This is a genomic window from Streptomyces sp. NPDC044044 (assembly GCF_056434405.1).
This window is the reverse complement of sequence record NZ_JBWKFG010000009.1, coordinates 481,796-504,139: the sequence shown is the minus strand read 5'-3', so window position 1 is coordinate 504,139 and position 22,344 is coordinate 481,796. Positions and strand designations below refer to the sequence as shown.

Here is a 22,344-nt window from a genome sequence, read left to right as displayed (position 1 = left end):
GGGGCGCGGGGAGCTGCGCGACCAGCCACGGCGCATCCGCACCAGTGGCCTACGGCAGCTCCCCGCGCAGCGGTCAGCTCCAGGAGGCGTGCAGCGGCTTGCCCTCCGCATAGCCCGCGGCGCTCTGCACACCCACGGTGGCCCGCTCCGCGAACTCCTCCAAGGACCCCGCGCCCGCATACGTGCAGGAGGAACGGACACCCGCGATGATCGAGTCGATCAGGTCCTCGACGCCGGGCCGCTCCGGGTCCAGGAACATCCGGGACGTCGAGATGCCCTCCTCGAACAGCGCCTTGCGGGCGCGGTCGTAGGCCGACTCCTCGCTCGTGCGGTTCTTGACCGCGCGGGCCGACGCCATGCCGAACGACTCCTTGTACAGGCGGCCGTTGGCGTCCTGCTGCAGGTCGCCCGGGGACTCGTACGTCCCGGCGAACCACGAACCGATCATGACGTTCGACGCACCGGCGGCGAGCGCCATGGCGACGTCACGGGGGTGCCGGACACCGCCGTCGGCCCACACGTGCTTGCCGAACTTCTTGGCCTCGGCGGCGCATTCGAGCACCGCGGAGAACTGCGGCCGGCCGACGCCGGTCATCATGCGCGTGGTGCACATGGCGCCGGGGCCCACGCCGACCTTGATGATGTCGGCACCGGCCTCGATCAGGTCCCGCACACCCTCGGCGGCCACGATGTTGCCCGCGACGATCGGCACCTGCGGGTCGAGTCCGCGCACGGCCTTGACCGCGGCGATCATCGACTCCTGGTGGCCGTGCGCGGTGTCCACGACGAGCGTGTCCGCGCCCGCGTCGAGGAGCTGCTTGGCCTTGGCCGCGACGTCGCCGTTGATGCCGACGGCGGCGGCGATGCGCAGCTTGCCGTTGGCGTCGACGGCGGGCGAGTAGAGCGTGGCGCGCAGGGCACCCGTGCGGGTCAGGATGCCCGCGAGGCGGCCGTCCTTGTCCACGGCGGGGGCATAGCGGCGGTTCGCGTGGTCCAGCTTGTTGAAGGCGTCGCGCGGGTCGATGTCCGCGTCAAGGAGCACGAGGTCCTTGGACATGACCTCGGAGATCTGGGTGAAGCGGTCCACGCCGTTCAGGTCCGTGTCGGTGACGACGCCGATCGGCTTCTGGTCGGCGTCCACGACGACGCCCGCGTTGTGCGCGCGCTTGGACAGCAGGGCGAGCGCGTCGGCGACGGTCTGCGTGGGGGCCAGGACGATCGGGGTGTCCAGGACGTGGTGGCGCGTCTTGACCCAGGAGATGACCTCGGTGACGACCTCGATCGGAATGTCCTGCGGGATCACGACGAGGCCACCACGGCGGGCGACGGTCTCGGCCATGCGGCGTCCGGCGATCGCGGTCATGTTCGCGACGACCAGCGGGATCGTGGTGCCGGTGCCGTCCGGCGACGAGAGGTCCACGCCCTGGCGCGATCCGACGGCGGAGCGCCGCGGCACCATGAAGACGTCGTCGTACGTCAGGTCGTACGCAGGCTGGATGTCATTGAGGAAACGCACGTGCTGCTCATCCCAGTCGATCAGAGGTGGCCCCCGGACAGTTAGGCCGAGGGAAAAGCACGTACTTCAGTGTCCCATGTCCGGGGCGGTGCACCGCCTGGGATGATCACCCAGCCGGGGCCCAAGAGCCCTGGTCGGAACCTCCAAGTACCGGCCGCGACGGTCACCGTCCGCTCAGGCCCGGGTGCCGAGCGCGAGAACGATCTCCAGGCCCGTCCCGCGCCCCCTGGCGTACTCGACCGCGTCGGTGAACACCTCCTGGGCCACGATCCACTCCTGGGGCGCCGCCTCGGCGTACTCCTGCCAGCCGCTGACGACGAGCAGCCGTCCGGGTGCGGCGGGCGCCCAGCCCAGGTCGGTGAGGCAGTCGGCGAGCGCGTCCCAGTTGCGCCCGAACCAGTCGGGCAGCTCGAGCGCGCGGGCGCAGCGGTCCATGAAGGCCGCCTTGTCGCTCACGCCGCTCAGGTCGAGCGAGACGGTGGCCATGCCGGCGGCGCGGACGGCCTCCAGCACGGGCTGCATCGGCTCGGACGTCATCTCAGTACCGCCTTGAAGGACGTGTAGTGGTCGTCGGTGTAGTAGGTCTCGCCGCCGCTCCCGGTGACGATCCGCCGTGCGCCACGGTCGCGTTCGCCGGGGGTGCGGACGGTGTACTCGCGGTAGTGGCCGCGCCGCTGCTGGGGCAGCTCACCCTCGAAGTTGCCGAAGACGGAGCCGTCCTTGGCGTACGGGAAGGGCCCGCCGTCATCGATGAGCCGCAACGTCCGCCGGGCCTCGGCGGGCAGCCGGTCGACGGGGACGGTCGCCATGCCGTGGGCCCAGGCGGGGGCGGAGGCGGGGGCGGAGGCGGAGCTTTCCGCTTCGCCGCCACCACCCGAGGAACACCCCGTGACCAGGATCGCGAGACAGCACAGCAGCACACCCAGCACACGGGGGACAAACCGGAGCACCATGGGGCAGATGCTGCCACAGCCGACCCCGCACGGCAGCGCCCCGAAGGAGCGCCGCACTCAGCCACAGCGGGCCCGCCGAGCCTCAGCTCCCGTCCGGGTCCGCCCGGTCCAGCGCGGGATGCGGCGTGTGCCCCATGACCATCAGCTGATCGGCGGCAGCGGTGTCCGTGACGAGGCTGGTCACCAGCCCCGAACGCAGCACCGCGTCGATCGCGGCGGCCTTCCGCTGCCCGCCCGCGATGGCGACGACCTCAGGAATCCGTCGCAGCCGGTCGGCTTCGACGGTGATGCACCGCTCCCCCAGGTCACGCCCGACCCGACGCCCCTCGGCGTCGAAGAGGTGCGCGGACATCTCGGCGGCCACACCCAGCGAGGCGTAGTGCGCGCGCTCCTCGTCGCTGAGCATGTCGTGGACGGTGGAGATGCCGGGCTCCCAGGAGCCGATGGAGACAGCGGCGACGGTGACCTTGTCGAAGTACTCAAACGCCCGCGCGATCCCGGTCTGGTTGCGCAGGGCCGCGGCGGTGGCCGGGTCCGGCAGGAGCATCGGCGCGTAGATGGGGTGGGCCTCGCCGCCGGAGACCTGCGCGGCACGCCGCACGGCCTCGACCGAGCCGCGTTCGGCGGTCCCCGCGTCGTACACACCCGTCAGCTGCACGACCGTGCACGGCGGCAGCTGGTCGAGGGCGGCGGCCATGTGGATGGTCGAGCGCCCCCACGCCAGGCCGAGCACATCGCCCTCGGTCACCAGTTCGCCGAGCAGGTCGGCCGCGACCTCACCGAGGTTCTCGGGGTCGGGCGACTCGTCGACCTCGTCGGCGGAGGACGGCGACTCGACGACGACCGCGTGCCGCAGGCCGTAGCGGGCACGGAGCGCGTCCGAGCGCTCCGCGTCCAGCTCGGCGGGCACACGGATCTCGATCCGTACGAGATCGCGCTCGAGAGCCGTCTCCAGGACCCGGGCCACCTTGAAGCGGCTGACGCCGAACTCCTCGGCGATCTGGATCTTGGACTTGCCCTCGAGATAGAAGCGGCGGGCCATGGCCGCCGCCTGCACCAGCTCCGCGGGTCCCATCCGCATGGCTGACCGGCCGCCCGTCGACACGACGATCTCCTCACTGTCATTTCAAGCAACTTCAAGCAACTGTCATTCACGCATTCGCACCCATTGGTGCGGCTTCGCGCGCATTGCCACGGCTTCACGCGCATTGCCGCGGCGCAACTGGGTTCGTCGTTCATCCTTGCAGATCCGACGTACTTGATCAGCCCTGAAGGACTGCGTTCACGTATCCGTGGCTCAGTGGCCGCATGCCCATGCCGCCGAGGACATCGCCCCGGACGCCTGGGTGCGCAGTGCACGTACCGCCGCCGCGGGGTCGTTCGCCCCGTACACGGCCGAGCCCGCCACGAAGACGTCGGCGCCGGCCTCGGCGCAGCGCTCGATCGTCGCGGCCGAGACGCCGCCGTCGACCTGGAGCCAGAGTTCGAGGCCGTGCTTGCTGATCAACTCGCGGGTACGGCGAATCTTCGGGAGCATGATGTCGAGGAACGCCTGGCCGCCGAACCCCGGCTCGACGGTCATGATCAGCAGCATGTCGAGCTCGGAGAGCAGATCCTCGTAGGGCTCGATGGGCGTCGCGGGCTTCAGCGCCATGGAGGCGCGGGCGCCCTGGGCGCGGATCTCACGGGCCAGGCGTACGGGTGCGGCGGCCGCCTCCACGTGGAAGGTGACGGACCCGGCGCCCGCTTCGACGTACTGCGGAGCCCAGCGATCGACGTCCTCGATCATCAGATGGCAGTCCAGCGGCGTGTCCGTCGCTCGGGCCAGGGACTCTACGACCGGCACCCCAAGGGTGAGGTTAGGGACGAAGTGATTGTCCATGACGTCGACATGGAGCCAGTCGGCACCTTCGACCGCCGTTGCCTCCTCGGCAAGACGGGCGAAATCCGCGGACAGGATGCTGGGGTTGATCTGCACGGCCATGCCCCAAGACTGCCATGCCCGGCGCCGGTTGCCTTCCGCGGTCCGTAGCGTGAGCCAACCGGCTCCTTTGACCATGGACCGCGTGCCATGCTGGGCGGTCCACCGGCACCACGTGGGGCAGCGGGGGTAAGCCATGCCAGACGATCGGTCGGACGGAAAGCGCCGGACGGGCCGAGGCGTGGCCTGGCTGGTGTGCGGGCGGCGCACCAAGTGGCTAGTGGTGCTGTTCTGGCTGGTGGCGATCGTGGTCGCCGCGCCACTCGCCCAGAAGCTCACGGACGCCCAGGACAACCAGGCGTCGTCGTGGCTGCCCGGTTCCGCGGAGTCGACCCAAGTCCTGGACATCTCCGAGGAGTTCAGGCCCGAACAGATTCCCGCGATCGTCGTGTACGCACGCGAGAGCGGTCTCACCGCCGATGACCGGGCCCAGATCACCGAGGACGCCGGCGAGCTCAAGGCCCTGACCGCCCATGGCATCCGCGGCGCGGAGACCCGCGGGCCCGCCTTCGACACGAAGGACCCGGGGAACGCCAAGGCGGCGCAGATTTTCGTGCCCATCACGATGGACGAGAAGGGCTGGGAGCGGATCGCGCCCGCGGTCGACTCCATCCGGGAGACCGTGGGCCAGGGCACGGGCGGGCTCACGGTGCACGTCACCGGGCCCGGTGGTACGTCGGCGGACTTCTCCGAGGCGTTCGAGGGCATCGACTCGACGCTGCTCCTCTCGGCGGCCGGTGTCGTCATCGTGATCCTCCTGATCACCTACCGCAGCCCTGTCCTCCTGCTCGTCCCGCTGATCGCGGCGGTCGTCTCCCTCTTCACCGCTCAGGCGCTGATCTACCTCCTGGCGGAGCACGCCGGTCTGACGGTCAACGGCCAGAGCGCGGGCATCCTCACGGTCCTCGTCTTCGGTGCGGGGACGGACTATGCCCTGCTCCTGGTCGCCCGCTACCGCGAGGAGCTGCGCCGCCACGAGGACCGGCACGAGGCGATGCAGCTGGCCCTGCACCGGGCGGGCCCCGCGGTCATCGCCTCGGGCGCCACGGTCGTCGTCAGCATGCTGGTGCTCCTGACCGCCGACATGAACTCGACGCGGGGCCTGGGCCCCGTCTCCGCGATCGGCGTCGCGGTCGCCCTGCTCGTGATGCTGTCCCTGTTCCCCGCGCTCCTGGTGGTCTGCGGCCGGTGGCTCTTCTGGCCGCTGATCCCGCACAACGGCTCGGACGAGCCCACCGAGCACGGCGTGTGGGCCCGCATGGGCCGGCGCATCTCCCACCGCCCGCGCCTGACCTGGAGCATCACGGCGGTGGCCCTCGCGGCCCTGGCGCTCGGCCTGACGCAGCTGCGCGCCGAAGGGCTCAGCAACGCGGACTCGTTCACGGACAAGCCGGACTCGATCGTGGGCCAGGAGGTGCAGGCCGAGTACTTCCCCGCGGGCAGCGGCGACCCGCTGGTGATCGTGGCCAACGCCGGCCAGGGCGAGGAGGTCCGCGGTGTGGTCGCCCGGACGCAAGGCGTGGACCCGGCGAGCGTCGGTGTGCCGCCGGGGACGAAGGCGGAGGCCGGGGGCAAGGTCCTGTTCGAGGCGACGCCGACCGACCCCGCCGACAGCGAGGCGGCCAAGCAGACCGTGGAGCGGGTGCGCGACGCGGTGCACGCGGTCCCGGACGCGGACGCGCAGGTGGGCGGCGGCACGGCGGCCCTCCTGGACATGGACCGCGCCACGGCCCACGACAACAAGCTGGTGATCCCGCTCGTCCTGCTGGTCGTCCTGCTGATCCTCGCCGTGCTGCTGCGCGCCCTGGTCGCGCCGCTGCTCCTGATCGCGACGGTCGTGCTCTCCTTCTCCGCCGCGCTCGGCATCAGTGCGCTCGCCTTCCGCCACCTCTTCGACTACGCGGGCGAGTCCACGGACTTCCCGCTCTTCGTCTTCGTGTTCCTGGTGGCGCTCGGCATCGACTACAACATCTTCCTGTCGACCCGCATCCGTGAGGAGGCGGGCCGTCAGGGCACCCGTGCGGGCGTCGTGACCGGCCTCGCCGCGACCGGCGCGGTCATCACGTCCGCGGGTCTGGTCCTCGCGGGCACCTTCGCCGCGCTCGGCACGCTCCCGATGGTGGCGTTCGCCGAGATCGGCTTCGCGGTGGCGCTCGGCGTCCTGCTCGACACCTTCGTCGTACGGTCCGTCCTGGTCACGGCGTTGTTCCTGGACGTGGGGCCGAAGGTGTGGTGGCCGCACGCCCTGAGCAAGGACCCGGCGCTGCGTGCGCCCGCAGGCACCCGCTCGGGCAGCCCGCCGAGCGCGCCTCCGCCGAGCGCACCTCCACCGAGCACGCCTCCGCCGGACGCGTAGGCGGTTCTCCGTCGTCCCACGTCACGTCACGCTGCGCACAGCCGTTCCAAGGCCGACCGGCTCTCCTCGTCCGCGGCGCGGTAGATCAGCAGCCGCTGGTCCGGGTCCTCAAGGGGCATCAGCACTTCGAATTCCACGGCGATCTCACCGGCCTCGGGATGCCGCATCACCTTGCGCCCGCGGCCGTTGACCTTGATGTCCCGCTCGGCCCACAGCCGCGCGAATTCCTCGTTTCCCGTGGTGAATTCGGTGATGAGATCGGTCAGCGCCCGGTCCTCGGGATGCGCGGCCCACGCGGCACGCAGATGGGCGATCCCCTCCCGCACGACGCGTTCGCGGTCGACATAGAACTCACGGATCCGCGGATGCATCAGGCACAGCCACATCGCATTGCGCTGTGAAGGCGGCAGAGTCCCGAAATCGACGAGCAGCCTGGCCATTTCGCCGTTCCAGGCCAGGATGTCGTAGCGGTGGTTCATCAGCATGGCCGGCAGCGGCGACAGATCGGCCACCAGCCGGGCCAGCGGCGGCGCCGCGGTGGTGGCGAGCTTGTCGGCGTTACGGGGGCGCTGCCGGGTCAGGTCGAAGAGGTAGGCGCGTTCGCCGGGGGCCAGGCGCAGCGCCTGGGCCAGCGCCTCCACCACGTCCGCCGACGGCCGCAGCCCGCGGCCCTGTTCCAGCCGCACGACGTAGTCGACGCTGACCCCGGCCAGCTCGGCGACCTCTTCGCGGCGCAGTCCCGGGGTCCGCCGGGCCTGCCGTCGCGTCGGCAGGCCGAAGTCGTGCGGGTCCAGACGTTCGCGCCGGGTCCGCAGGAACGCGGCGAGCTCCTGTGTCGTGTCCACAGTGCGGGTCGCCGTGTCCACGGTGCGCGTCGTCATGTCCACGGTGCGGGTCGTCATGTCCACGGTGCGGGTCGTCATGTCCACGGTGCGGGTCGTCATGGTCGGCCCAACAGCCAGGGTGGGACTGGTGTTCCCAGGAAGTGCTTTCCCTTATCCCCGGCTCGCGGCGGTCACAGTCTTGGTCCCGGCAACGGATACCAAGCACAGGAGGACACGATGTCGCTCACCCTCGACACCTACCGGCTCCTTGGCCGCTCCGGGCTGCGGGTCTCACCGCTGGCTCTGGGCGCGGCGACGTTCGGCACCGAATGGGGCTGGGGCGCCGAGCAGGACGAGGCACGCAAGCTGTTCGATCTCTACGTCGAGCACGGCGGCAATTTCATCGACACCGCCAACACCTATACCAATGGCAGCTCCGAGCGTCTCCTCGGCGAATTCACCCGCGACAACCGGGAGAGCCTGGTCCTGTCGACGAAATACTCGACGCTGCGCCGCCCCGGTGACCCGAATTCCGGGGGCCCGCACCGCAAAAGCCTGTTCACGTCGGTGGAAGCCAGCCTGCGACAGCTGAACACGGACTACATCGATCTGCTCTACCTGCACGTATGGGATTTCACGACACCGGTCGAGGAGATCCTGCGCGGCATGGACGATCTGGTCCGGCAGGGCAAGGTCTTGTACCTGGCGATCTCCAACGCCCCGGCCTGGCAGGTGTCGCGCATGCAGGCGATCGCCGACCTGCGCGGCTGGTCGCCGCTGGTCGCGCTGCAGATCGAGTACAACCTGATCGAACGCACCGGGGAACGTGACCTAATCCCCATGGCACGCGAGATGGGCCTCGGCGTGGTGCCGTACTCGCCGCTGGCGGGCGGGGTGCTCACCGGCAAGTACGGCCGCGACGACCTGACGGCGACGACCCCGGCCGCCGACGGCACCCGCAAGGACTTCACCATCGCCACCGGCGGTCTCACCGAACGCAACTTGGACATCGCGGATGTCGTGCGCGAGGTGGCCACGGAGCTGGGCCGCACAACGGCCCAGGTCGGCCTCGCCTGGACCCTGCGGAACCCGGATGTGACGTCATCACTCATCGGCGCCCGCACCCTGCCACAGCTGCAGGACAACCTGGGCGCCCTGGAGGTCGACTTCACGGCATCGCAACTGGCCCGCCTCGCCGAGGCGAGCGCGATCGAGCTCGGCTTCCCGCACGGCATGCTCGCGAGCGACAGGATGCGCACGGTGACCCGGGGCGACTTGACGATCGAGGCCCGCCGCTGACACCGGATCGAGCGCCCGGGGCCGGCGGCACTGCCGCCGGCCCCGGAGCGGCTGTAGGTTCTGATCCCCCATGACCCCTAGCGCAGCCCTGACCTGCACTCCTGCTGTTGTCTCATGTGGTGACCCCCGCTGACCTGTCTCACGATCTTGGCCCATAGGGGCCTGACATCGAAGCGAGTGCATAGCGCCCCATCGATCAGTAGCGGAAACGCCGATGGCACGCACATACGGGCCGGCCACGTCAGTGAAGCCCCCGACTATCCCCTCACCAGCCTGCATACGCGTGGACGTCGCCGGCCAGCCCGTCTCATTCGACGCCGTCGCCCGCGAGGCCGGCGTCTCGCGGTCCTAGCTCTACACTCAGCCCGACCTGAGGGCCGAGATGAACGGCCTTCGCGAGCGACAGAGGCCAGAGTCTTGGCGCCCCCGGTTCCCGCCCAGCAACGCGCGTCGGATGCCTCCCTGCTCCGCCGGCTGGAGGTCGCGACCACCCGCAACCGCCAACTGGCGGAGGAAAATCAACAGCTTCGGGAACAGGTCACACGCGCATACGGTGAACTACGCGCGATGAAGATCCACGGGGCACTAGCAGGAGAGAGCCGATGACCAGTCAGGCCCGCAGCGTGTTCAACAAGAACTGTGAGGACGTCGACCGCCTGCTCGAAATACACACCGACATCACCGGCGACGCCTCCGGCCGGCGTTGGAAGGTCGAATCCCTCCACAAGTCCGCCATCGTGCTCCTGACCGCCTTCTGGGAGGCATTCTGCGAAGATCTCGCGGCCGAAGCCCTTACGCATCTTGTTGATCACGCCCCGAAGGCGAGCGCTCTTCCAGGCCCGCTCCAGCAACTGGTGGCCAAGGAGCTGAAGGCAGAGAAGCACGACCTCGCGATCTGGCAACTGGCCGGCGACGGATGGCGCACCGTACTGACCTCTCGCCTTCAGCGACTTCAGGAGGAACGCAACCGCAAGCTCAATACACCCAAGACCCCTCAGATCGAGACCCTCTTCGGCAGCGCGGTGGGCATCGAGGACGTCTCAAAGACGTGGTACTGGCCTGGCATGACCATTGAGCGGGCGAAGAAGAAGCTCGACGACTTCATCACACTCCGTGGCGAGATCGCGCACCGCGGGTCAGCGGCCAACAGTGTGACAAAGCCGCAGGTCAACGAGTATTACAACCATCTCGAGCGTCTCGTGGACCGCACGGAAAAGCATGTCGCCTCCAAGGTCAGCCAGTCGACGGGGAAGGATCCCTGGCCAAGTGATGAGTAGCCCACGAGGGTGAATTCGCGGCCCGGAGCCGCACTGCGGTTCCGGCGCCGATCGCCGGAGCCGCCCGGGCAACCGAGCAGCTGCTGGCCGACCAGGCGAAGGCGATCGCGGACCGCCCAGACGGCCTTTGTGTCCGGCATGTAGGCGGTGGCCTGGATCTGCGCGACCCTGGCCGCCGTCACCACCGTCCTCGTGGTCGCACTCATGCCGGGGCGCGCGAAGACAGCGGCGGCCAGCCCGACTACCGTGAAGGCCGAGAGCATGGCGCCATAGCGCCAGCCCGAACGGCACGAATGAGGCCCTGTCCCCATCACGTTGGGTGGGAACAGGGCCTTCGCCGCACCGGCGGAGCCGTTCGTATGGTTCAGCTGTCCGGAGGCGTACCCCAGGGACGCTGGGGCGGCGCGGGGGCACGTACGGCGGCTGCCCCCGTGAAGGACGCGGCCGCGGCCATGAAGCAGGGCTCGACGCCCGAATGCCCGGTGAAGTACAACACCGACCCCAGCATTACGGCCGCCGTGCCCGTGACGAGCAGAGCGGCGCACAGCAGGTGCCGGAGATGGTGCAACCCCTTCGCGAGGGCGGCCCGGTACTGCTGGTACTTCAACCGCCGCAGCTCCTTCTTGGCCAGGTCCGCCTGCTGCTGGGTGCGGGTGAGCTTGTGACGAGCGGCGCGGAGTTCGGCAAGCGTGGGCGTATTGCGGTGTTGCGGGCCCTGCGGATCGGGCAGACTACTCATGGAGTGTCCTTCACTCGAGGAGAGACCGAGGGAAATTCCGCACAGCCCGCTGCTCTCGGTTCCAACGCCAGGTGAGCAGCGGGCTTCATGCGGTCTAGCCGGTGATGTACGTCGCGACGACCAACGCGATCAGGACGATCGGGATGGGCACGTTGGCCTGGAATTTGCCGAACTTGCTGCCCGCCCGACGGCGGCGGGCGGGCTTGCTTGTACGGGCCGCGCGGCGCCGGTCGCCCTCGGCGTAGATGCGGTCCAGCGCGTCACGCGCATCGGTGCGCGCGGCGGCCGCATGGTGTGCGAGCAGCCAGGTGTGCAGAGCGCGGAAGTGCTGGGTGAACCAGTCCTCCGCACTAGGCTCGTGGACATTGTTCATGAAGTACCCCTGACACGGTTGGCGAGGATGTCTGATCGGAGGAAGCGGGGCCTACGGTTTGCAGGCCTGGCCCCGCCGCCTCGGATCGGTTCTATGGGTGAATGTTGAAGCGCTGTGCGAAGTCGGGGCGATGACGCTCCAGCTTGGCGGTGGCCCGCTCCATGGCCTTGCGTACGGCCCGACGGGACACGCCGAGTCGCTCGGCGATCTCCTCCCCGGTGAGCCCTTCGCCGCAGTGCAACTGCATGACCTGCAGTTGCCGCCCCTTGAGGATCTCGCCGAGCATGCGCCACATCTCCCGGATGTCCTCGGGTGCGGCGTAGCGCACCGAGTCGGGCATCTCGGCGTCCTCGTTGTTGAGTTCGTCGGACTCATCGGTGCGGTCGGCGAGTGCACCGGCCGCGGCGACCACGTCCCTGGACTTCCTCCTCTCCGCCGACTTGCGGCGCGCGAAGGCGTACACCTGCTTCTCCATGTACGCGCGGAAGGCATCGACGCTGATGACCGGGATCTCGTCCAGCCTCGACCAGGCGTCGGCAAAGGCATCTTGGAGGACGTCCTCCTTTTCGGCCCGCCGCAGCCGCTGGTAGTCCAGCCCCGTCAGGAGCTCGCCGACGAGATCGGGGTAGACCGCTTCGAAGATCTCCCTGATCTTCTCGACGTCCTTGATCTCGCGCGACGGCTCATCACCCCGCTGCTGAGGGATGTGCTTCACCGGGGGGCCTCCAGGTGGTCGAGTTCGGTTCGAGCACGCCCGGTTGCGTTCTCACCCTCTAGGCCGGGGAGGGCAGCAAAGCTGTATTCGGCACACACTCACCGGCAGCCCATCGGGTGAACTCCTCGCAGACCGGGCCGGAAAAGCCCCTCGGGCACCTGGAGTGATCAGGTGCCCGAGGGGCATCGCGACGGGAGCTTTGCGCACGAGCTGACTCAAGTCCCCAGCGTCTGGCGAAGCGGGAGGTGAGTTGTCCAGTAGGAGGGTGATCACGGCGAGGATCGTTGTCATCCGGGGCGGCAGTGGAAGCCAGTGCAGCACTCGCGGAGCGCGGGTGCTCGAACACTCACCGGGACCGATCCACGACTCCGTCGAGGAATCGAGGGGCGTCTACATCGTTGAGCCGATGTCATTTCACCGTCGCTCTGCTCGTATAGCCCCTTGATTCGCCATCTCACGTGCGCACTGTTTGAACCCCCCGGCAAGCCCGTCCCACCGGCCGATCAAGTCGACAGCATCAGAGTCTTCACCCGGGACCTCGCTCACGGCAGGACCGACTGGATAGCCGCAACCGCGGAGTTCGTGTCCGGGTTGTTCGACGAGCTCGCGACGGAGTGGGACGTGACCTAAGCGACGGGCCGCGACCAGTGCTGGTACGCGAAGCCCTGCGCCGGGGCAGTCCATTGCCTCGTGGGCCGTGCCTCGAAATCGGCTCGGGCACTGGCGCACTCACCTCCCTTGCTGACCGAGTACGCGGTCCGGATCGTGAGTATCGACTTGTCGGAACGGATGCTGCAGCAAGCCGTCGGTCGTTCCCCGCACCGAGCACGCGCCGACGCCGCAAGGCTTCCGGTGGCAGACGGCGCGGCCCGCATCGTGGTGGCCGTCGACATACTGCGATTCCCGTTCGAGGTCACCCGAATCTTGCGGCCGGATGGTGTTTCTCTCTGGATCAACCAGCTGGGGGCGGACGGCCCTCTGTACCTCCCCGCGCACGACGTGACCGCGGCATTGCCTTGCTCCTGGGCAGTAGTTGAGGCGGAGGCGGGCTAGGGGACCTGGGCAGCGGCGCGACGAGTGTGAGGTGCCCAGCAAAGTCACCGAAGACCGGTCGGTCAACGGCTACTGGATCCAGCAGGTGCCCCAACATCACGGTGGTCGGCGGCGTGCTTCGCGCTGCCCGGCCGCGCGGCACGGCTCGCGCTCAGTCGTCCGCGTTGTCCGTGCCGTCGTCGGCCGCGCGGTTCCACATGCCGCTGAAGGTCTGCACTACTTCCTCGGACAGCTCAAGATCACCGTGCACGCGCGCCGTGCTCGTGTCCCACGGCCTCTTGCCGTCATGGCGCGGGGTGAGCAGCACGCCGAGCGTAGACGACTCCTGGCTGCGGCCCGTACGAGAGGTCACTTCGTGGTGGCGCAGCTGCACGTACGCCGAGAAGCTGGCCCGGATGCTGGGATCGAAGCGGGTGGCGGCGCCCACGATGAGCTGGTGGACGCCGTCTTGATCGAGCAGCCGACGAAAGCGCCACTTGGAGTGCTCCTCCGGCACCTGCGGCACGTCGGCCAGCATGTCCAGCAGCAGCCGGCCCCACTGCGCCCGTGCCGATACGGGCAGCCGGTCGAGGTCGGACAGCAAGGTGAAACGGTTGGCTTCGCTCAGGTAGTCGTCGAGCGGACTGAGGGCGATGTCCTCCAGCATGAGGCGGATCACCAAGTGGACGTTGGTTCCGTCGGCACCGGCCGGAGCCTGCGGCAGCCGCGGTGTGGAGAAGAGGGTGCCGCCCGACCCCACCAGCTCGGTGTCGAGGTCCGCAGGCGGTGCGGCGGTGTCTGCGGCGGCGAACTCGTAGTAGCGCACCGGTTCCTCGCCGAGCGGGATGGCCGGCTCCCCGGCAGCGCGGAAAAGATAGTCGAGCACAGCGGTGGTCGAGCGCAGCTGGTCGAAGAGGAAGTCCCAGTCGCGGCGGGTCAGTGCGATGGCAGGCATGCCTATCGGCTGCCACGTGGCCACAGTGCTCTCAGGCACCTGCGGATGATCCAGCAGGAACACTGCGATCCACTCGAACGCGTCGCCGTCGACGCGCAGCGCACGGCTCCGTCCGTTGATCATGTCGGCGGGCATCATGCGCAGTTGGCGCACAGTGCCCTTTGCCTGGCTCATCGCCTTGGCCGCGACCTTCTGGATCCAGCCGGCTTCCAGGGCGTCCGGCTTGGGCGTGATGGTGCGAGCCTTGACCTGCACGACCGCACCGCGGCGGCCGGCAAGCAGCAGCCGGTCGCCGAGTTCCCGCTGTCCCGATCCCTTGGCAGCGTGCGCCTGCTGCTGAAATACGAAGTCGGGCATGCCCCAGGTGGCGGCGGCCGTGTGGGCTGCCGCCTCGGCGCCGGCTCCGTGATCGACGTGGGTCGGCAAGGGCAACGCGGGCGGTATGCGGCGCACATGCGTTCCCAAAGGGGTTTCCACGATGAGCGTGAGCGCGCTGGGATCGTCGTCTTGCACGAAGCGCTGCAGAGCAGAAGAGGGTTTTTCGGTCACAGGGGCTATTGAACGTGCCGCATGGAGCTCAGCGCTCGCGATTTTCCTCCTGCTGCGGTCAGTACAGAAGGCTGCGGATTTGCCGGGCGGCGCCCCGGCCGGGCGGCTGACGCCGACGAGGGCAGCGCAGGCCGGTCTGGTCCAGTCGCCGTAACCGAGTGTCAGTGGCCAGTTCAGATTCCCCGCCCGCGGCCAGTTAGTGGGGAGCCATCTGGCCGCGGGCAGTTACACAGCGTCAGTGCGACGGGGCAAGTGGCGGGTCCGCAGCCAGTACGAGCGCGTCGCCATTACCAGCGCGCATCCGTACCCCGCGAATGCGGCCATGCCGATCCAGCTGACCACGAGTGCGTCATCCGGAGAGTGGAAATCGCCGCTCCGCATCGTCAGCACGTCCATGGTGGCAAGAGCGGTGTAGCCGAGGCCGAGCACACCGTACGGGGCAAGCGTGGCTGCGCCGAGCAGGGCCGGTGCCAACGGGAGCCATGGGGGAACGCGACGACCACGCAGGGAAAGCGTCCAGCGTGGGAAGACCTGACCCCAGGGTCGGACAAGGCCCCAGAGGAGGAAGACGCCGAGTGCGGCCAGCAGCATGGTGGCGTCCAGGCCCCAGGACTCCAGAGTGAGCCAGATTTCCGAGGCACCGTTGCGCTCGGAGATCGCGCGCATCTCCGCGCCGGATGTGCCGGCGAAGGTGCCGCCGAAGGCCCAGACCTGCTTCATCGCCGCATACGGGAGGAAGGACGCCGTGCCGGCCCAGGCGGCGAGTTGAACCGACCGGGGTGCGGCAGAGGGCGTCGGGGCTGCTGCGGTGGCAGGTACGGGGCGACCGGAGCGGGCGGTAGCGGCGAGCAAGAGTGCCCCGGCCGCCGCCAGCCCATGGTTGGCAGCGGCGGCCCAGTTTCCCAAGCCCTGGCCGAACATCAGCATGATCACATCCATGAGCAGGCTGAACGCGGCGCACCCGGTCAGGCCGCACACCGTCCACAGCAACACCCGCAGTGCGGGCCGCAGTCCGTATCGCAACACCGCCGCACAGGTCAGAGCCGCCAGTGTCCCCACCGCCGTGACTGCCCACCCCGCCGCGGAGGGCCCCAGGATGCCGTTGGAGCCGAACAGTGGAGTCGCCCGCAGCGCACAGACCAGGCCGAACCCGGCGTACGCCATCGCCCAGACCATCGCCGCCCGACCCACCCGCCGTGGCCCCTGCCGCCTCCACGTGTGCCAGGGCACCTTCATCATCCGTAGATCAGTGCTCATGTTGTGAACTTCGCATCGGCAGCAGCGATCCAGCATCGACCACCCGAACGATCTCCCTCCCCCTCCCGAGGGAGCACCCGGGCGACCTGGGTATCCCTCACCGACAGTGACGCCTCAACTGGCCGTACGTGGGGAATTCGAGGTGGCCGCTGTCAACCGAGCAGGTGCACCCGCGGCTCGCCCGGGGCAGGCATCCCGTCGGCGGGGTGTACCCGTGTGGACCCGACAGGCAAGAGACGCGAGGTGGGCAGGGGCAGGGCGAAGCCGATGCTCCAGATCACCGCATCGGCTGCGGCCTGAGCCGTCCGCCCACTCCGCACAGACCGGCATCAGTCGCAGGAACATGGGCGCAGTGAACAGTCCAGCATCGTGCGCCGGGCGTACCGGGGACGTGAAAATCGGCCTAGCGCGAGGCCGTACGCCCGATCCGCGACGAGGTCAAGATCCCGTAGACGACTGGTCGCCGGGGAATAGCGGGTTCACGGCCACGGAGTGCTCTCGAGTTCGCCGGACCATCCGCGTACTCTCGCCAGGTTCTGATAGCGGCCCCGATAGCCCAAGGATTCGAGGACCAGTAGTGACAGATAGTGCCGAATCAGAAGCCACGCCTCTGTCGTAACTCCGCTGATGCCATAGATCGTGTCCTGGGTTCCCTCAGGGTGCACCAGCCGATTGCGGATTCTCGTCGCGGCCTCTGGTCCGTCGATTCTTGTACCTCCCCGCAGCCGCTCCTGCTCGGCGAACTGGGCGAGCGCAGGATGTTGCGTAGCGTCGAGTGGCGTGGGGATATTGACGTCCTGGAGGATCTTTCTCAGGCGTGTGTGGGCATTCCATGACTTGTATTGGTCCTTTGTAAGGACCCCGCTCAAGCGCAGGCGCTGCCACATCGCATGCTCGAGCCCGGCGGCGCCGATCATCACGCGCTGCTCGACGAAGCCGTGATCACGGATCGCGCTGATCGCGTAGTTGATCTGGAGCTGAAGCAGGTCTGCTCTACCTGCATCCGAAAATGCCGGAATGAGGCCGTCCAGGAACCTGGCGAGGGCGTCGGACTCCGTAGGAAGCCACCAGCCGGTAGAGAGCTTCCGCGCAGGGTCGCAGTGCAGGACCCGCCACTCCTCCCACGCCACCTCACCGTCTGCGTTCAGGCCTACGGGGAGAACTGGCGCCACCCATCGGCCCAGTGAGAAGGAAAGCCCAACGTGGAGCGCGCGAAGGACATGTGCTGCTTCGGCCGCCGTGAACTGACCGCCGTCGGCTCGGGTGATCTCCATAGCGTGCGTCATTGCGTAGAGCCGGCTCTTCAGCAGACGCTCCCAGATCACTTTGTGATCCGGCCGTACATCGATGACGATCTTCCACCCACTAACCTCGTGGCACCAGCGGCCGTTGCTCCAGGACCGCTCTGCACCGTCGACCATCTGCGTCAGACGGTGTTGCTCCCGGAAGCGGGGGAGATTTACCCAGTGAGCGACGATCCTGCTCAAGGCGGCGTCGGCGTCGCCAAGATCTGCGCCGTTCGTCCAGCCCTCATCCGTGCCGCGTCCAACGGCCGGGATCTTTGCTTCGCCGTAGGGCCGCTTAAGCAACAGAGTCGGTTCGCCGGGCAGGTGCGGAGAGCCTTCCGGGCCTGTCTCTATCCACCAGTCCAGGCTCAAGGTCGGTGAACAGGACAGTTCTACGTGCCCCGGCCTCGCCTTACCTTCAAGCCCTCCAACTGGTCCGGAGTGAAGGACGAGTGCTTCTCCGACGTCGTTGAAGGTATGCAGCGGCTGAACCGGATGCGACGCCGAATCTCGCAGCGGATCAGGCATGTACGGACCTCCTCATTTCCGGCTACGAACAGCCGCTCAGCAAAATGTGCGGCCCCTTGGGGCCGGTCGTCAGTCTGTTGCGCCAGCCACGGTGTCTCCCTTGTCGGCGCTTGTTGGTCATGTTGAGCGATGGCCTCGGGGACCTTCCTTGTCCTCCTTGCCCAGTCCAACCGGGGGTGGTTCGCGTCAGAAGGGCGACGGTTCGGCTGCATCGAAGGCGGCCCCGGAGATCGGTGTGCAAGGGCAGATCGTGACTTGACGGGCTATCAATTGCACTTGCATACACAGCGGGCGTGGTGAATCTTATAAATCTGACACCGCGCCTGAGGTAGCATCCTTATAACTTCACCGATCCTTCGGAGGTTTCATGGCTCTGTCCCTCGTCGCGCCCGTTCCCGATGACATGCATGCCCAGCTGGCAGCGCTCGGAACGAAGTTGGAGTACCTGCACCCGGCTCTGCATGCTGGCGAAGCGGCGCGGCGAACGGCCACCCCCAACCACCCGGCGAACACCGCCGGTACGCGTGCCTACCAGGAGCACGTGCGGCTTCTTCGGGAGGCGCACATTCGTCACGCGGGGTGGAAGAGGCTCCTCCATGATCACCTTGAGCTCGTCTGTAACCCACAGAAGACGCTCGCGATCGGCACGATGATCGGAGATGCAGCTACCGGCAACCCGAGCTTCCACCCGACGAACCTTCACAAGAGGGGTGCGGCCACGGAGCGAGCAGCTGAGCACAACGTCCAGCTCGGCCTCTTCCCCCCTCCTGTCGGGCCGGATGAGGTGCTTCTCGACGAGGATGAGGCACTGGAGCTCCAGACCTGGTTCCTTGTCTCTTACCGGGTCAAGGTCGAGGGCGCGGTCCGCATCCACAGTGAGCTTTCGCTGCCCAGCCGGGTGGAGCGCGGGTTCGTCGCCGCGTGGGAACGGCGGATTCCGCTCCCCGTCATCGAGATGGACGAAATCGAACTGCCGGACGAAGATGGACCCGACGAGATCGACATCCCAGTCGAGTTTCGCTGAGGCCCATCATGTGGGGTGGCCGCCATACTGGCTGCCCCACCCGCACCACCTGGATCCCGAGGCAGTCTCACCATGGTGACCCCGTCCCGAATCACGCTGGCCCGCAAGCGCCGGGGCCTGACGCTCGCGGAGCTTTCTGAGCTCGCGGGGATCTCGCTTCAGAGCCTGTCCAACTACGAGACAGGGCGCACATCACCCCGGCGTGCCACTGTCGGGCGTCTCGCCGACGCTCTCGACTTTCCCGCGGGCTTCTTCAAGAGCCCGCACATCGACGAGCTTCCGCCCGAGGGGATCTCGTGGCGGGCCCGCAGTAAGACCTCGGCGCGCACTCTGGATGCGGCGCGAGCAGCTGGCTCTCTCGCCGCGCTGCTGTACGACTGGATTGAGGAGCGATTCCGCCTGCCAGCTGCCGATGTTCCTTCCCTCGGCAAGCCGGACCCGGAGACCGCAGCTGAGATGGTGCGCACACGCTGGGGACTCGGCAGTGCACCGGCCCCCAACATGGTGCACCTGCTGGAAGCGCACGGTGTCCGTGTGTTCTCGCTAGCGCCCGACCATGCGGAAGTCGACGCCTTCGCGGTCTGGCGAGGGAGCACCCCGTTCGTCTTCTTGAGCACGATGAAGTCCATCGAGCGTGGACGCTTCGACGCCGCCCATGAACTCGGCCACCTAGTTATGCATGGCAGCGACAGGGCGTGCGCCGGACCCGAGGCCGAGAGGCAAGCGAACGACTTCGCCAGTGCTTTTCTCATGCCCGCATCGAGCGTATTGGGCCACATGCCGTCCGGCTCCCATGTCGACCAGATCCTCAAAGGCAAAGCCATCTGGGACGTCTCCGCGATGGCTCTGACCTATCGGATGCACGACCTCAATCTCCTCACCGACTGGCAGTACCGCTCCGCGTGTACCGAACTCAGTAAGCGGGGCTATCGCAGGGACGAACCCGAAGGCATGAAGAAGAGGGAGACATCCCAGGTTCTGACCAAGGTCTTCCAAGGGCTCAGGTCTACCGGTGTCACGCCGGCCGCAGTAGCGGCGGAGCTGTGCCTGACGCCGGATGAGATGAAGAAGATGCTCTTCGGTCTCACCATCACCACAGTCGAGGGCGGCGGCCAGCGCTCGACAACGGAGCCCAGGCGCGCCTTGTCCTTGGTGCCCTGACAGCGGTCCTTCTAGCGAGCCGCACCTTCTGTCTCCAGGAGTGCTTCACGGCAGCTGGAGAGGGCGTCCGGTAGCCAGCCTTGGATGAAGCCGGTGATCAGTAGAACGACTCCCTCGGGGGAAGACTCCCCGGGCATCGCTGGTGTCACCGTCCACGGAATGTGGTCATTGGCTATGCACTGCATGTCGATTGCCTGCTGCTCACCGGTGAGACGCACACGATGAAGACGCGGGAGAGAAGCGCCGTGGGGCTGGAGGTCACGCCCTGATGCCGCACTGATCATCCGCCCTTCCAGCTGAACCGGGCGACTTCGCCCCGCCCTGAACGAAGATGACCCGCCCCTCAAGGCACTGATCGACTGGGTTCGGAACAGACGTAATCCAGCTCACCGATAGTCACTTTGAGCCAAGTGGGCGCACTCACACCTTACGTACCAGATACTGCTCTGGCTCCGCAGTCGCAGGCATATGCCGTCGCGGGAGCTGGGGGTTGGGGACGATGTCAGGAGTTCAATGCAGCTGACTCACGCGGAAGCGATCAACTTCCGCACCTTGGAGAAGGTGGACGTTCGGATCGATCCGACGGCCACCCTCATCGTCGGGCGCAACAACAGCGGCAAGACCTCGTTTGTCAATCTCTTCGAGAAGTTCTTCGGCGAAGAGGACACGAGGTTCGTCCTGGAAGACTTCTCCACCTGTCGTATCGCGGACATCGAGCAGGCGCGGCAGATCTTCGGCGAGGCCCAGGCACTCGCTGCGCAGGGCGACACAGAGACCAGTGAGGATCTACGCGCCAAGGCCTACGACCTGGTTCCGGCCATACGCCTGCTCCTCACTATCGAGTACACAGAGGCGGAAGACCTCGCCCCGCTCACAGGCGTGATCCTTGACCTCGACGAGACCTGTGTCGAGGTCAAGGTTGAAGCGGCGCTGGAAGCCCCGCGCCCGCACGATTTTCTTCAGGACTTCTGGGCGGCCAGTCAGCGACAGCCGTTCGACCGCGTGAAGTGGCTGCGTAAGAACTTCTCGGACTACTTCACAACGGCCTACCGAGCGGTCAGCCCCGTGGACAAGAACGTCACGAAGGAGATCAAGAGAGGGGCTGCGGAGGCGATCCTCTCAGTGAAGTTCGTGTACGCGCAGACCAAGGTCGACGACACACCGGGCGACAAGACACGCACACTCTCGAAGACGTTCGAGGCCTATTACAAGGTCAACAGCGCCCACGAAGACCGTCACCAGAGCATCGAACAGATCGAGACCGCCCTGGCGTCTGCCTCCAAGCAGCTCGACGACAACTACGCCACACTGTTCGATCCGATCTTTGAAGATCTGCGCACCTTCGGCGTCGGCAGCATCACCCCTGTTCAGAAGCCGCGGATCGTCTCCCTCATTGAGGCCTCAGGCATCCTGCGCGGCAGCACGCGGATTCAGTATCCATCCGGGGAAGATGACTTCCATCTGCCCGAGGGGCACAACGGGCTGGGCTACAGCAAGCTGATCTTCACCATTCTTCAGGTCATCAGCTTCCACCAGACCTACGAGCGCACCCTGCCCAAGCCCGCGCTGCAGGTGCTGTTCATCGAGGAGCCCGAAGCCCATCTGCATCCACAGATGCAGGAGACGTTCATCAAGAACATCCAGGACTTCATCAGCCGCAAGGCGGGGTGGATGGTGCAGGTGGTCATCACCACGCATTCCTCCCACATCGTTGCCAGCAGCGGCTTCCACACCGTGCGGTATTTCGACCGTTCTGGGCCGCAGCTAGCCATCAAAGACCTCTCGACCTTCCAGGCCAACGTCAAGGCCACCCCGCAGGGGGACGAGACCCTGCGCTTCCTTCGCCAGTACATGGTGTTGCACCGGTGCGACATGTTCTTCGCCGACAAGGTGATCCTGATTGAGGGCACCGCGGAACGCCTGCTGCTGCCCGAGATGGTCCGCCGGTGCGCTCGGGAGCTTCTGCACCAGTACGTGTCGGTTATCGAGGTGGGCGACTCTTATGCGGTCCGCTTCAAAGAGCTGCTCGCCTTCTTGAATGTGAAGACTCTCGTCATCACCGACATCGACTCGGTGTGTCCTGAGGACCGCAAGGCCTGCCCACCCGGCCTCGGTCAGGCCGTCACCGCGAACTCGACGCTGAAGAAGTGGCTGCCCGCAAAGTCCAGCGTCGCCGAGCTTCTCGCCACTGACTCGGTCGACAAGGAGCAGGGACACGTCCGCGTCGCCTACCAGATCCCAGAGAGAGATACGGGTGTCTGCGCGAGAAGCTTCGAGGACGCTTTCATCATCGCCAACGCAGGGCCCCTAGCCCGTGACTTCCGCCAGCTCGCCCTGAAGTCGGCCTTCGTCAAGGAGGTCGGGGCCGACCCCGCCCCCGACGACATCGAAGCCAAGGCCTACGACATCGCACAACAACTCAGCGACCACAAAACTGACTTCGCCTTCGACGTCATGCTCCTGGAGGACTGGAGCGTTCCCCGCTACATCGCTGAAGGACTGCAGTGGCTCGCCTAGAC

At 67.3% G+C, this 22,344-nt stretch carries 19 protein-coding genes; 7 read left to right on the top strand and 12 right to left on the bottom strand.

The features are described 5' to 3' along the window. Positions 1 to 73: 73 nt before the first annotated feature. From AC07AG_RS33055 to rpe, 5 genes are all read right to left on the bottom strand, one after another. Positions 74 to 1,516 carry a GuaB1 family IMP dehydrogenase-related protein gene (locus tag AC07AG_RS33055; protein WP_478759801.1) on the bottom strand — a complete coding sequence of 481 codons (1,443 nt, stop codon included), beginning with the start codon at positions 1,514 to 1,516 and terminating at the stop codon, positions 74 to 76. 174 nt (positions 1,517 to 1,690) lie between these two features. Continuing rightward, positions 1,691 to 2,053: a barstar family protein gene (locus AC07AG_RS33050; protein ID WP_361057729.1), complete on the bottom strand. Its 363-nt coding sequence runs from the start codon at positions 2,051 to 2,053 to the stop codon at positions 1,691 to 1,693. After that, complete coding sequence (locus tag AC07AG_RS33045) at positions 2,050 to 2,469, bottom strand: guanyl-specific ribonuclease (protein WP_478759799.1); 420 nt, start codon at positions 2,467 to 2,469, stop codon at positions 2,050 to 2,052. The genes AC07AG_RS33050 and AC07AG_RS33045 overlap by 4 nt, the downstream gene beginning before the upstream one ends. A gap of 82 nt (positions 2,470 to 2,551) precedes the next feature. Next, a complete protein-coding gene (locus AC07AG_RS33040) occupies positions 2,552 to 3,550 on the bottom strand; it encodes a sugar-binding transcriptional regulator (RefSeq protein ID WP_453399652.1) in 999 nt (332 codons plus the stop codon). A gap of 216 nt (positions 3,551 to 3,766) precedes the next feature. Further along, positions 3,767 to 4,453 carry a ribulose-phosphate 3-epimerase gene (gene rpe, locus AC07AG_RS33035; RefSeq protein ID WP_478759797.1) on the bottom strand — a complete coding sequence of 229 codons (687 nt, stop codon included), beginning with the start codon at positions 4,451 to 4,453 and terminating at the stop codon, positions 3,767 to 3,769. A gap of 133 nt (positions 4,454 to 4,586) precedes the next feature. On the opposite strand from rpe, the gene AC07AG_RS33030 reads away from it, so the two are divergent. Next, positions 4,587 to 6,806, top strand: coding sequence for an MMPL family transporter (locus tag AC07AG_RS33030; RefSeq protein ID WP_478759795.1), 2,220 nt, complete (start codon positions 4,587 to 4,589; stop codon positions 6,804 to 6,806). 26 nt (positions 6,807 to 6,832) lie between these two features. Here AC07AG_RS33030 and AC07AG_RS33025 read toward each other — a convergent pair whose 3' ends face one another. After that, positions 6,833 to 7,750 (bottom strand): helix-turn-helix transcriptional regulator, encoded by a 918-nt coding sequence (locus AC07AG_RS33025; protein WP_478759793.1) that lies wholly within the window; start codon positions 7,748 to 7,750, stop codon positions 6,833 to 6,835. Between the two features lie 117 nt (positions 7,751 to 7,867). On the opposite strand from AC07AG_RS33025, the gene AC07AG_RS33020 reads away from it, so the two are divergent. After that, the gene (locus AC07AG_RS33020) at positions 7,868 to 8,929 is read left to right on the top strand and encodes an aldo/keto reductase (RefSeq protein WP_478759791.1); all 1,062 of its coding nucleotides are present in this window, start codon (positions 7,868 to 7,870) and stop codon (positions 8,927 to 8,929) included. A gap of 602 nt (positions 8,930 to 9,531) precedes the next feature. Further along, positions 9,532 to 10,206 (top strand): HEPN domain-containing protein, encoded by a 675-nt coding sequence (locus AC07AG_RS33015; protein WP_478759789.1) that lies wholly within the window; start codon positions 9,532 to 9,534, stop codon positions 10,204 to 10,206. A 364-nt stretch (positions 10,207 to 10,570) separates the two neighbouring features. Here AC07AG_RS33015 and AC07AG_RS33010 read toward each other — a convergent pair whose 3' ends face one another. The 3 genes from AC07AG_RS33010 to AC07AG_RS33000 all read right to left on the bottom strand — a co-directional run bounded on the left by AC07AG_RS33010 (position 10,571) and on the right by AC07AG_RS33000 (position 12,033). Further along, the gene (locus tag AC07AG_RS33010) at positions 10,571 to 10,945 is read right to left on the bottom strand and encodes a hypothetical protein (protein ID WP_478759787.1); all 375 of its coding nucleotides are present in this window, start codon (positions 10,943 to 10,945) and stop codon (positions 10,571 to 10,573) included. Between the two features lie 94 nt (positions 10,946 to 11,039). Then, positions 11,040 to 11,318, bottom strand: a complete 279-nt coding sequence (locus tag AC07AG_RS33005) for a hypothetical protein (protein WP_478759785.1) — start codon at positions 11,316 to 11,318, stop codon at positions 11,040 to 11,042. A 91-nt stretch (positions 11,319 to 11,409) separates the two neighbouring features. After that, a complete protein-coding gene (locus AC07AG_RS33000) occupies positions 11,410 to 12,033 on the bottom strand; it encodes an RNA polymerase sigma factor (RefSeq protein ID WP_478759783.1) in 624 nt (207 codons plus the stop codon). 738 nt (positions 12,034 to 12,771) lie between these two features. Between AC07AG_RS33000 and AC07AG_RS32995 the strand changes: the two genes are divergently transcribed. Then, entirely contained in the window at positions 12,772 to 13,086 is a 315-nt protein-coding gene (locus AC07AG_RS32995) for a class I SAM-dependent methyltransferase (RefSeq protein WP_478759782.1), read from the top strand. Between the two features lie 151 nt (positions 13,087 to 13,237). Here AC07AG_RS32995 and AC07AG_RS32990 read toward each other — a convergent pair whose 3' ends face one another. The 3 genes from AC07AG_RS32990 to AC07AG_RS32980 all read right to left on the bottom strand — a co-directional run bounded on the left by AC07AG_RS32990 (position 13,238) and on the right by AC07AG_RS32980 (position 17,640). Further along, a complete protein-coding gene (locus AC07AG_RS32990; RefSeq protein ID WP_478759780.1) occupies positions 13,238 to 14,569 on the bottom strand; it encodes a hypothetical protein in 1,332 nt (443 codons plus the stop codon). A gap of 225 nt (positions 14,570 to 14,794) precedes the next feature. Continuing rightward, entirely contained in the window at positions 14,795 to 15,826 is a 1,032-nt protein-coding gene (locus AC07AG_RS32985) for a hypothetical protein (protein ID WP_478759778.1), read from the bottom strand. A gap of 479 nt (positions 15,827 to 16,305) precedes the next feature. Continuing rightward, positions 16,306 to 17,640 (bottom strand): YopA family protein, encoded by a 1,335-nt coding sequence (locus AC07AG_RS32980; RefSeq protein ID WP_478759777.1) that lies wholly within the window; start codon positions 17,638 to 17,640, stop codon positions 16,306 to 16,308. A 367-nt stretch (positions 17,641 to 18,007) separates the two neighbouring features. Here AC07AG_RS32980 and AC07AG_RS32975 point away from each other — a divergent pair, with 367 nt between their 5' ends. The 3 genes from AC07AG_RS32975 to AC07AG_RS32965 all read left to right on the top strand — a co-directional run bounded on the left by AC07AG_RS32975 (position 18,008) and on the right by AC07AG_RS32965 (position 22,342). Continuing rightward, on the top strand, positions 18,008 to 18,664 hold the full coding sequence (locus AC07AG_RS32975) for a hypothetical protein (RefSeq protein ID WP_478759775.1): 657 nt from the start codon (positions 18,008 to 18,010) through the stop codon (positions 18,662 to 18,664). A 72-nt stretch (positions 18,665 to 18,736) separates the two neighbouring features. Beyond that, positions 18,737 to 19,825 carry a helix-turn-helix domain-containing protein gene (locus AC07AG_RS32970; protein WP_478759773.1) on the top strand — a complete coding sequence of 363 codons (1,089 nt, stop codon included), beginning with the start codon at positions 18,737 to 18,739 and terminating at the stop codon, positions 19,823 to 19,825. 513 nt (positions 19,826 to 20,338) lie between these two features. After that, positions 20,339 to 22,342 carry an AAA family ATPase gene (locus AC07AG_RS32965; protein WP_478759771.1) on the top strand — a complete coding sequence of 668 codons (2,004 nt, stop codon included), beginning with the start codon at positions 20,339 to 20,341 and terminating at the stop codon, positions 22,340 to 22,342. The last annotated feature ends 2 nt before the right edge of the window (positions 22,343 to 22,344 follow it).

Excerpts from the sequence above, each read along its gene's own strand:
- AC07AG_RS33050 (WP_361057729.1), bottom strand. The coding sequence starts at position 2,053 with ATGACGTCCGAGCCGATGCAGCCCGTGCTGGAGGCCGTCCGCGCCGCC.
- AC07AG_RS33045 (WP_478759799.1), bottom strand. The coding sequence starts at position 2,469 with ATGGTGCTCCGGTTTGTCCCCCGTGTGCTGGGTGTGCTGCTGTGCTGT.
- AC07AG_RS33040 (WP_453399652.1), bottom strand. The coding sequence starts at position 3,550 with ATGCGGATGGGACCCGCGGAGCTGGTGCAGGCGGCGGCCATGGCCCGC.
- rpe (WP_478759797.1), bottom strand. The coding sequence starts at position 4,453 with ATGGCCGTGCAGATCAACCCCAGCATCCTGTCCGCGGATTTCGCCCGT.
- AC07AG_RS33030 (WP_478759795.1), top strand. The coding sequence starts at position 4,587 with ATGCCAGACGATCGGTCGGACGGAAAGCGCCGGACGGGCCGAGGCGTG.
- AC07AG_RS33025 (WP_478759793.1), bottom strand. The coding sequence starts at position 7,750 with ATGACGACCCGCACCGTGGACATGACGACCCGCACCGTGGACATGACG.
- AC07AG_RS33020 (WP_478759791.1), top strand. The coding sequence starts at position 7,868 with ATGTCGCTCACCCTCGACACCTACCGGCTCCTTGGCCGCTCCGGGCTG.
- AC07AG_RS33015 (WP_478759789.1), top strand. The coding sequence starts at position 9,532 with ATGACCAGTCAGGCCCGCAGCGTGTTCAACAAGAACTGTGAGGACGTC.
- AC07AG_RS33010 (WP_478759787.1), bottom strand. The coding sequence starts at position 10,945 with ATGAGTAGTCTGCCCGATCCGCAGGGCCCGCAACACCGCAATACGCCC.
- AC07AG_RS33005 (WP_478759785.1), bottom strand. The coding sequence starts at position 11,318 with ATGAACAATGTCCACGAGCCTAGTGCGGAGGACTGGTTCACCCAGCAC.
- AC07AG_RS32985 (WP_478759778.1), bottom strand. The coding sequence starts at position 15,826 with ATGAGCACTGATCTACGGATGATGAAGGTGCCCTGGCACACGTGGAGG.
- AC07AG_RS32980 (WP_478759777.1), bottom strand. The coding sequence starts at position 17,640 with ATGCCTGATCCGCTGCGAGATTCGGCGTCGCATCCGGTTCAGCCGCTG.
- AC07AG_RS32975 (WP_478759775.1), top strand. The coding sequence starts at position 18,008 with ATGGCTCTGTCCCTCGTCGCGCCCGTTCCCGATGACATGCATGCCCAG.
- AC07AG_RS32970 (WP_478759773.1), top strand. The coding sequence starts at position 18,737 with ATGGTGACCCCGTCCCGAATCACGCTGGCCCGCAAGCGCCGGGGCCTG.
- AC07AG_RS32965 (WP_478759771.1), top strand. The coding sequence starts at position 20,339 with ATGCAGCTGACTCACGCGGAAGCGATCAACTTCCGCACCTTGGAGAAG.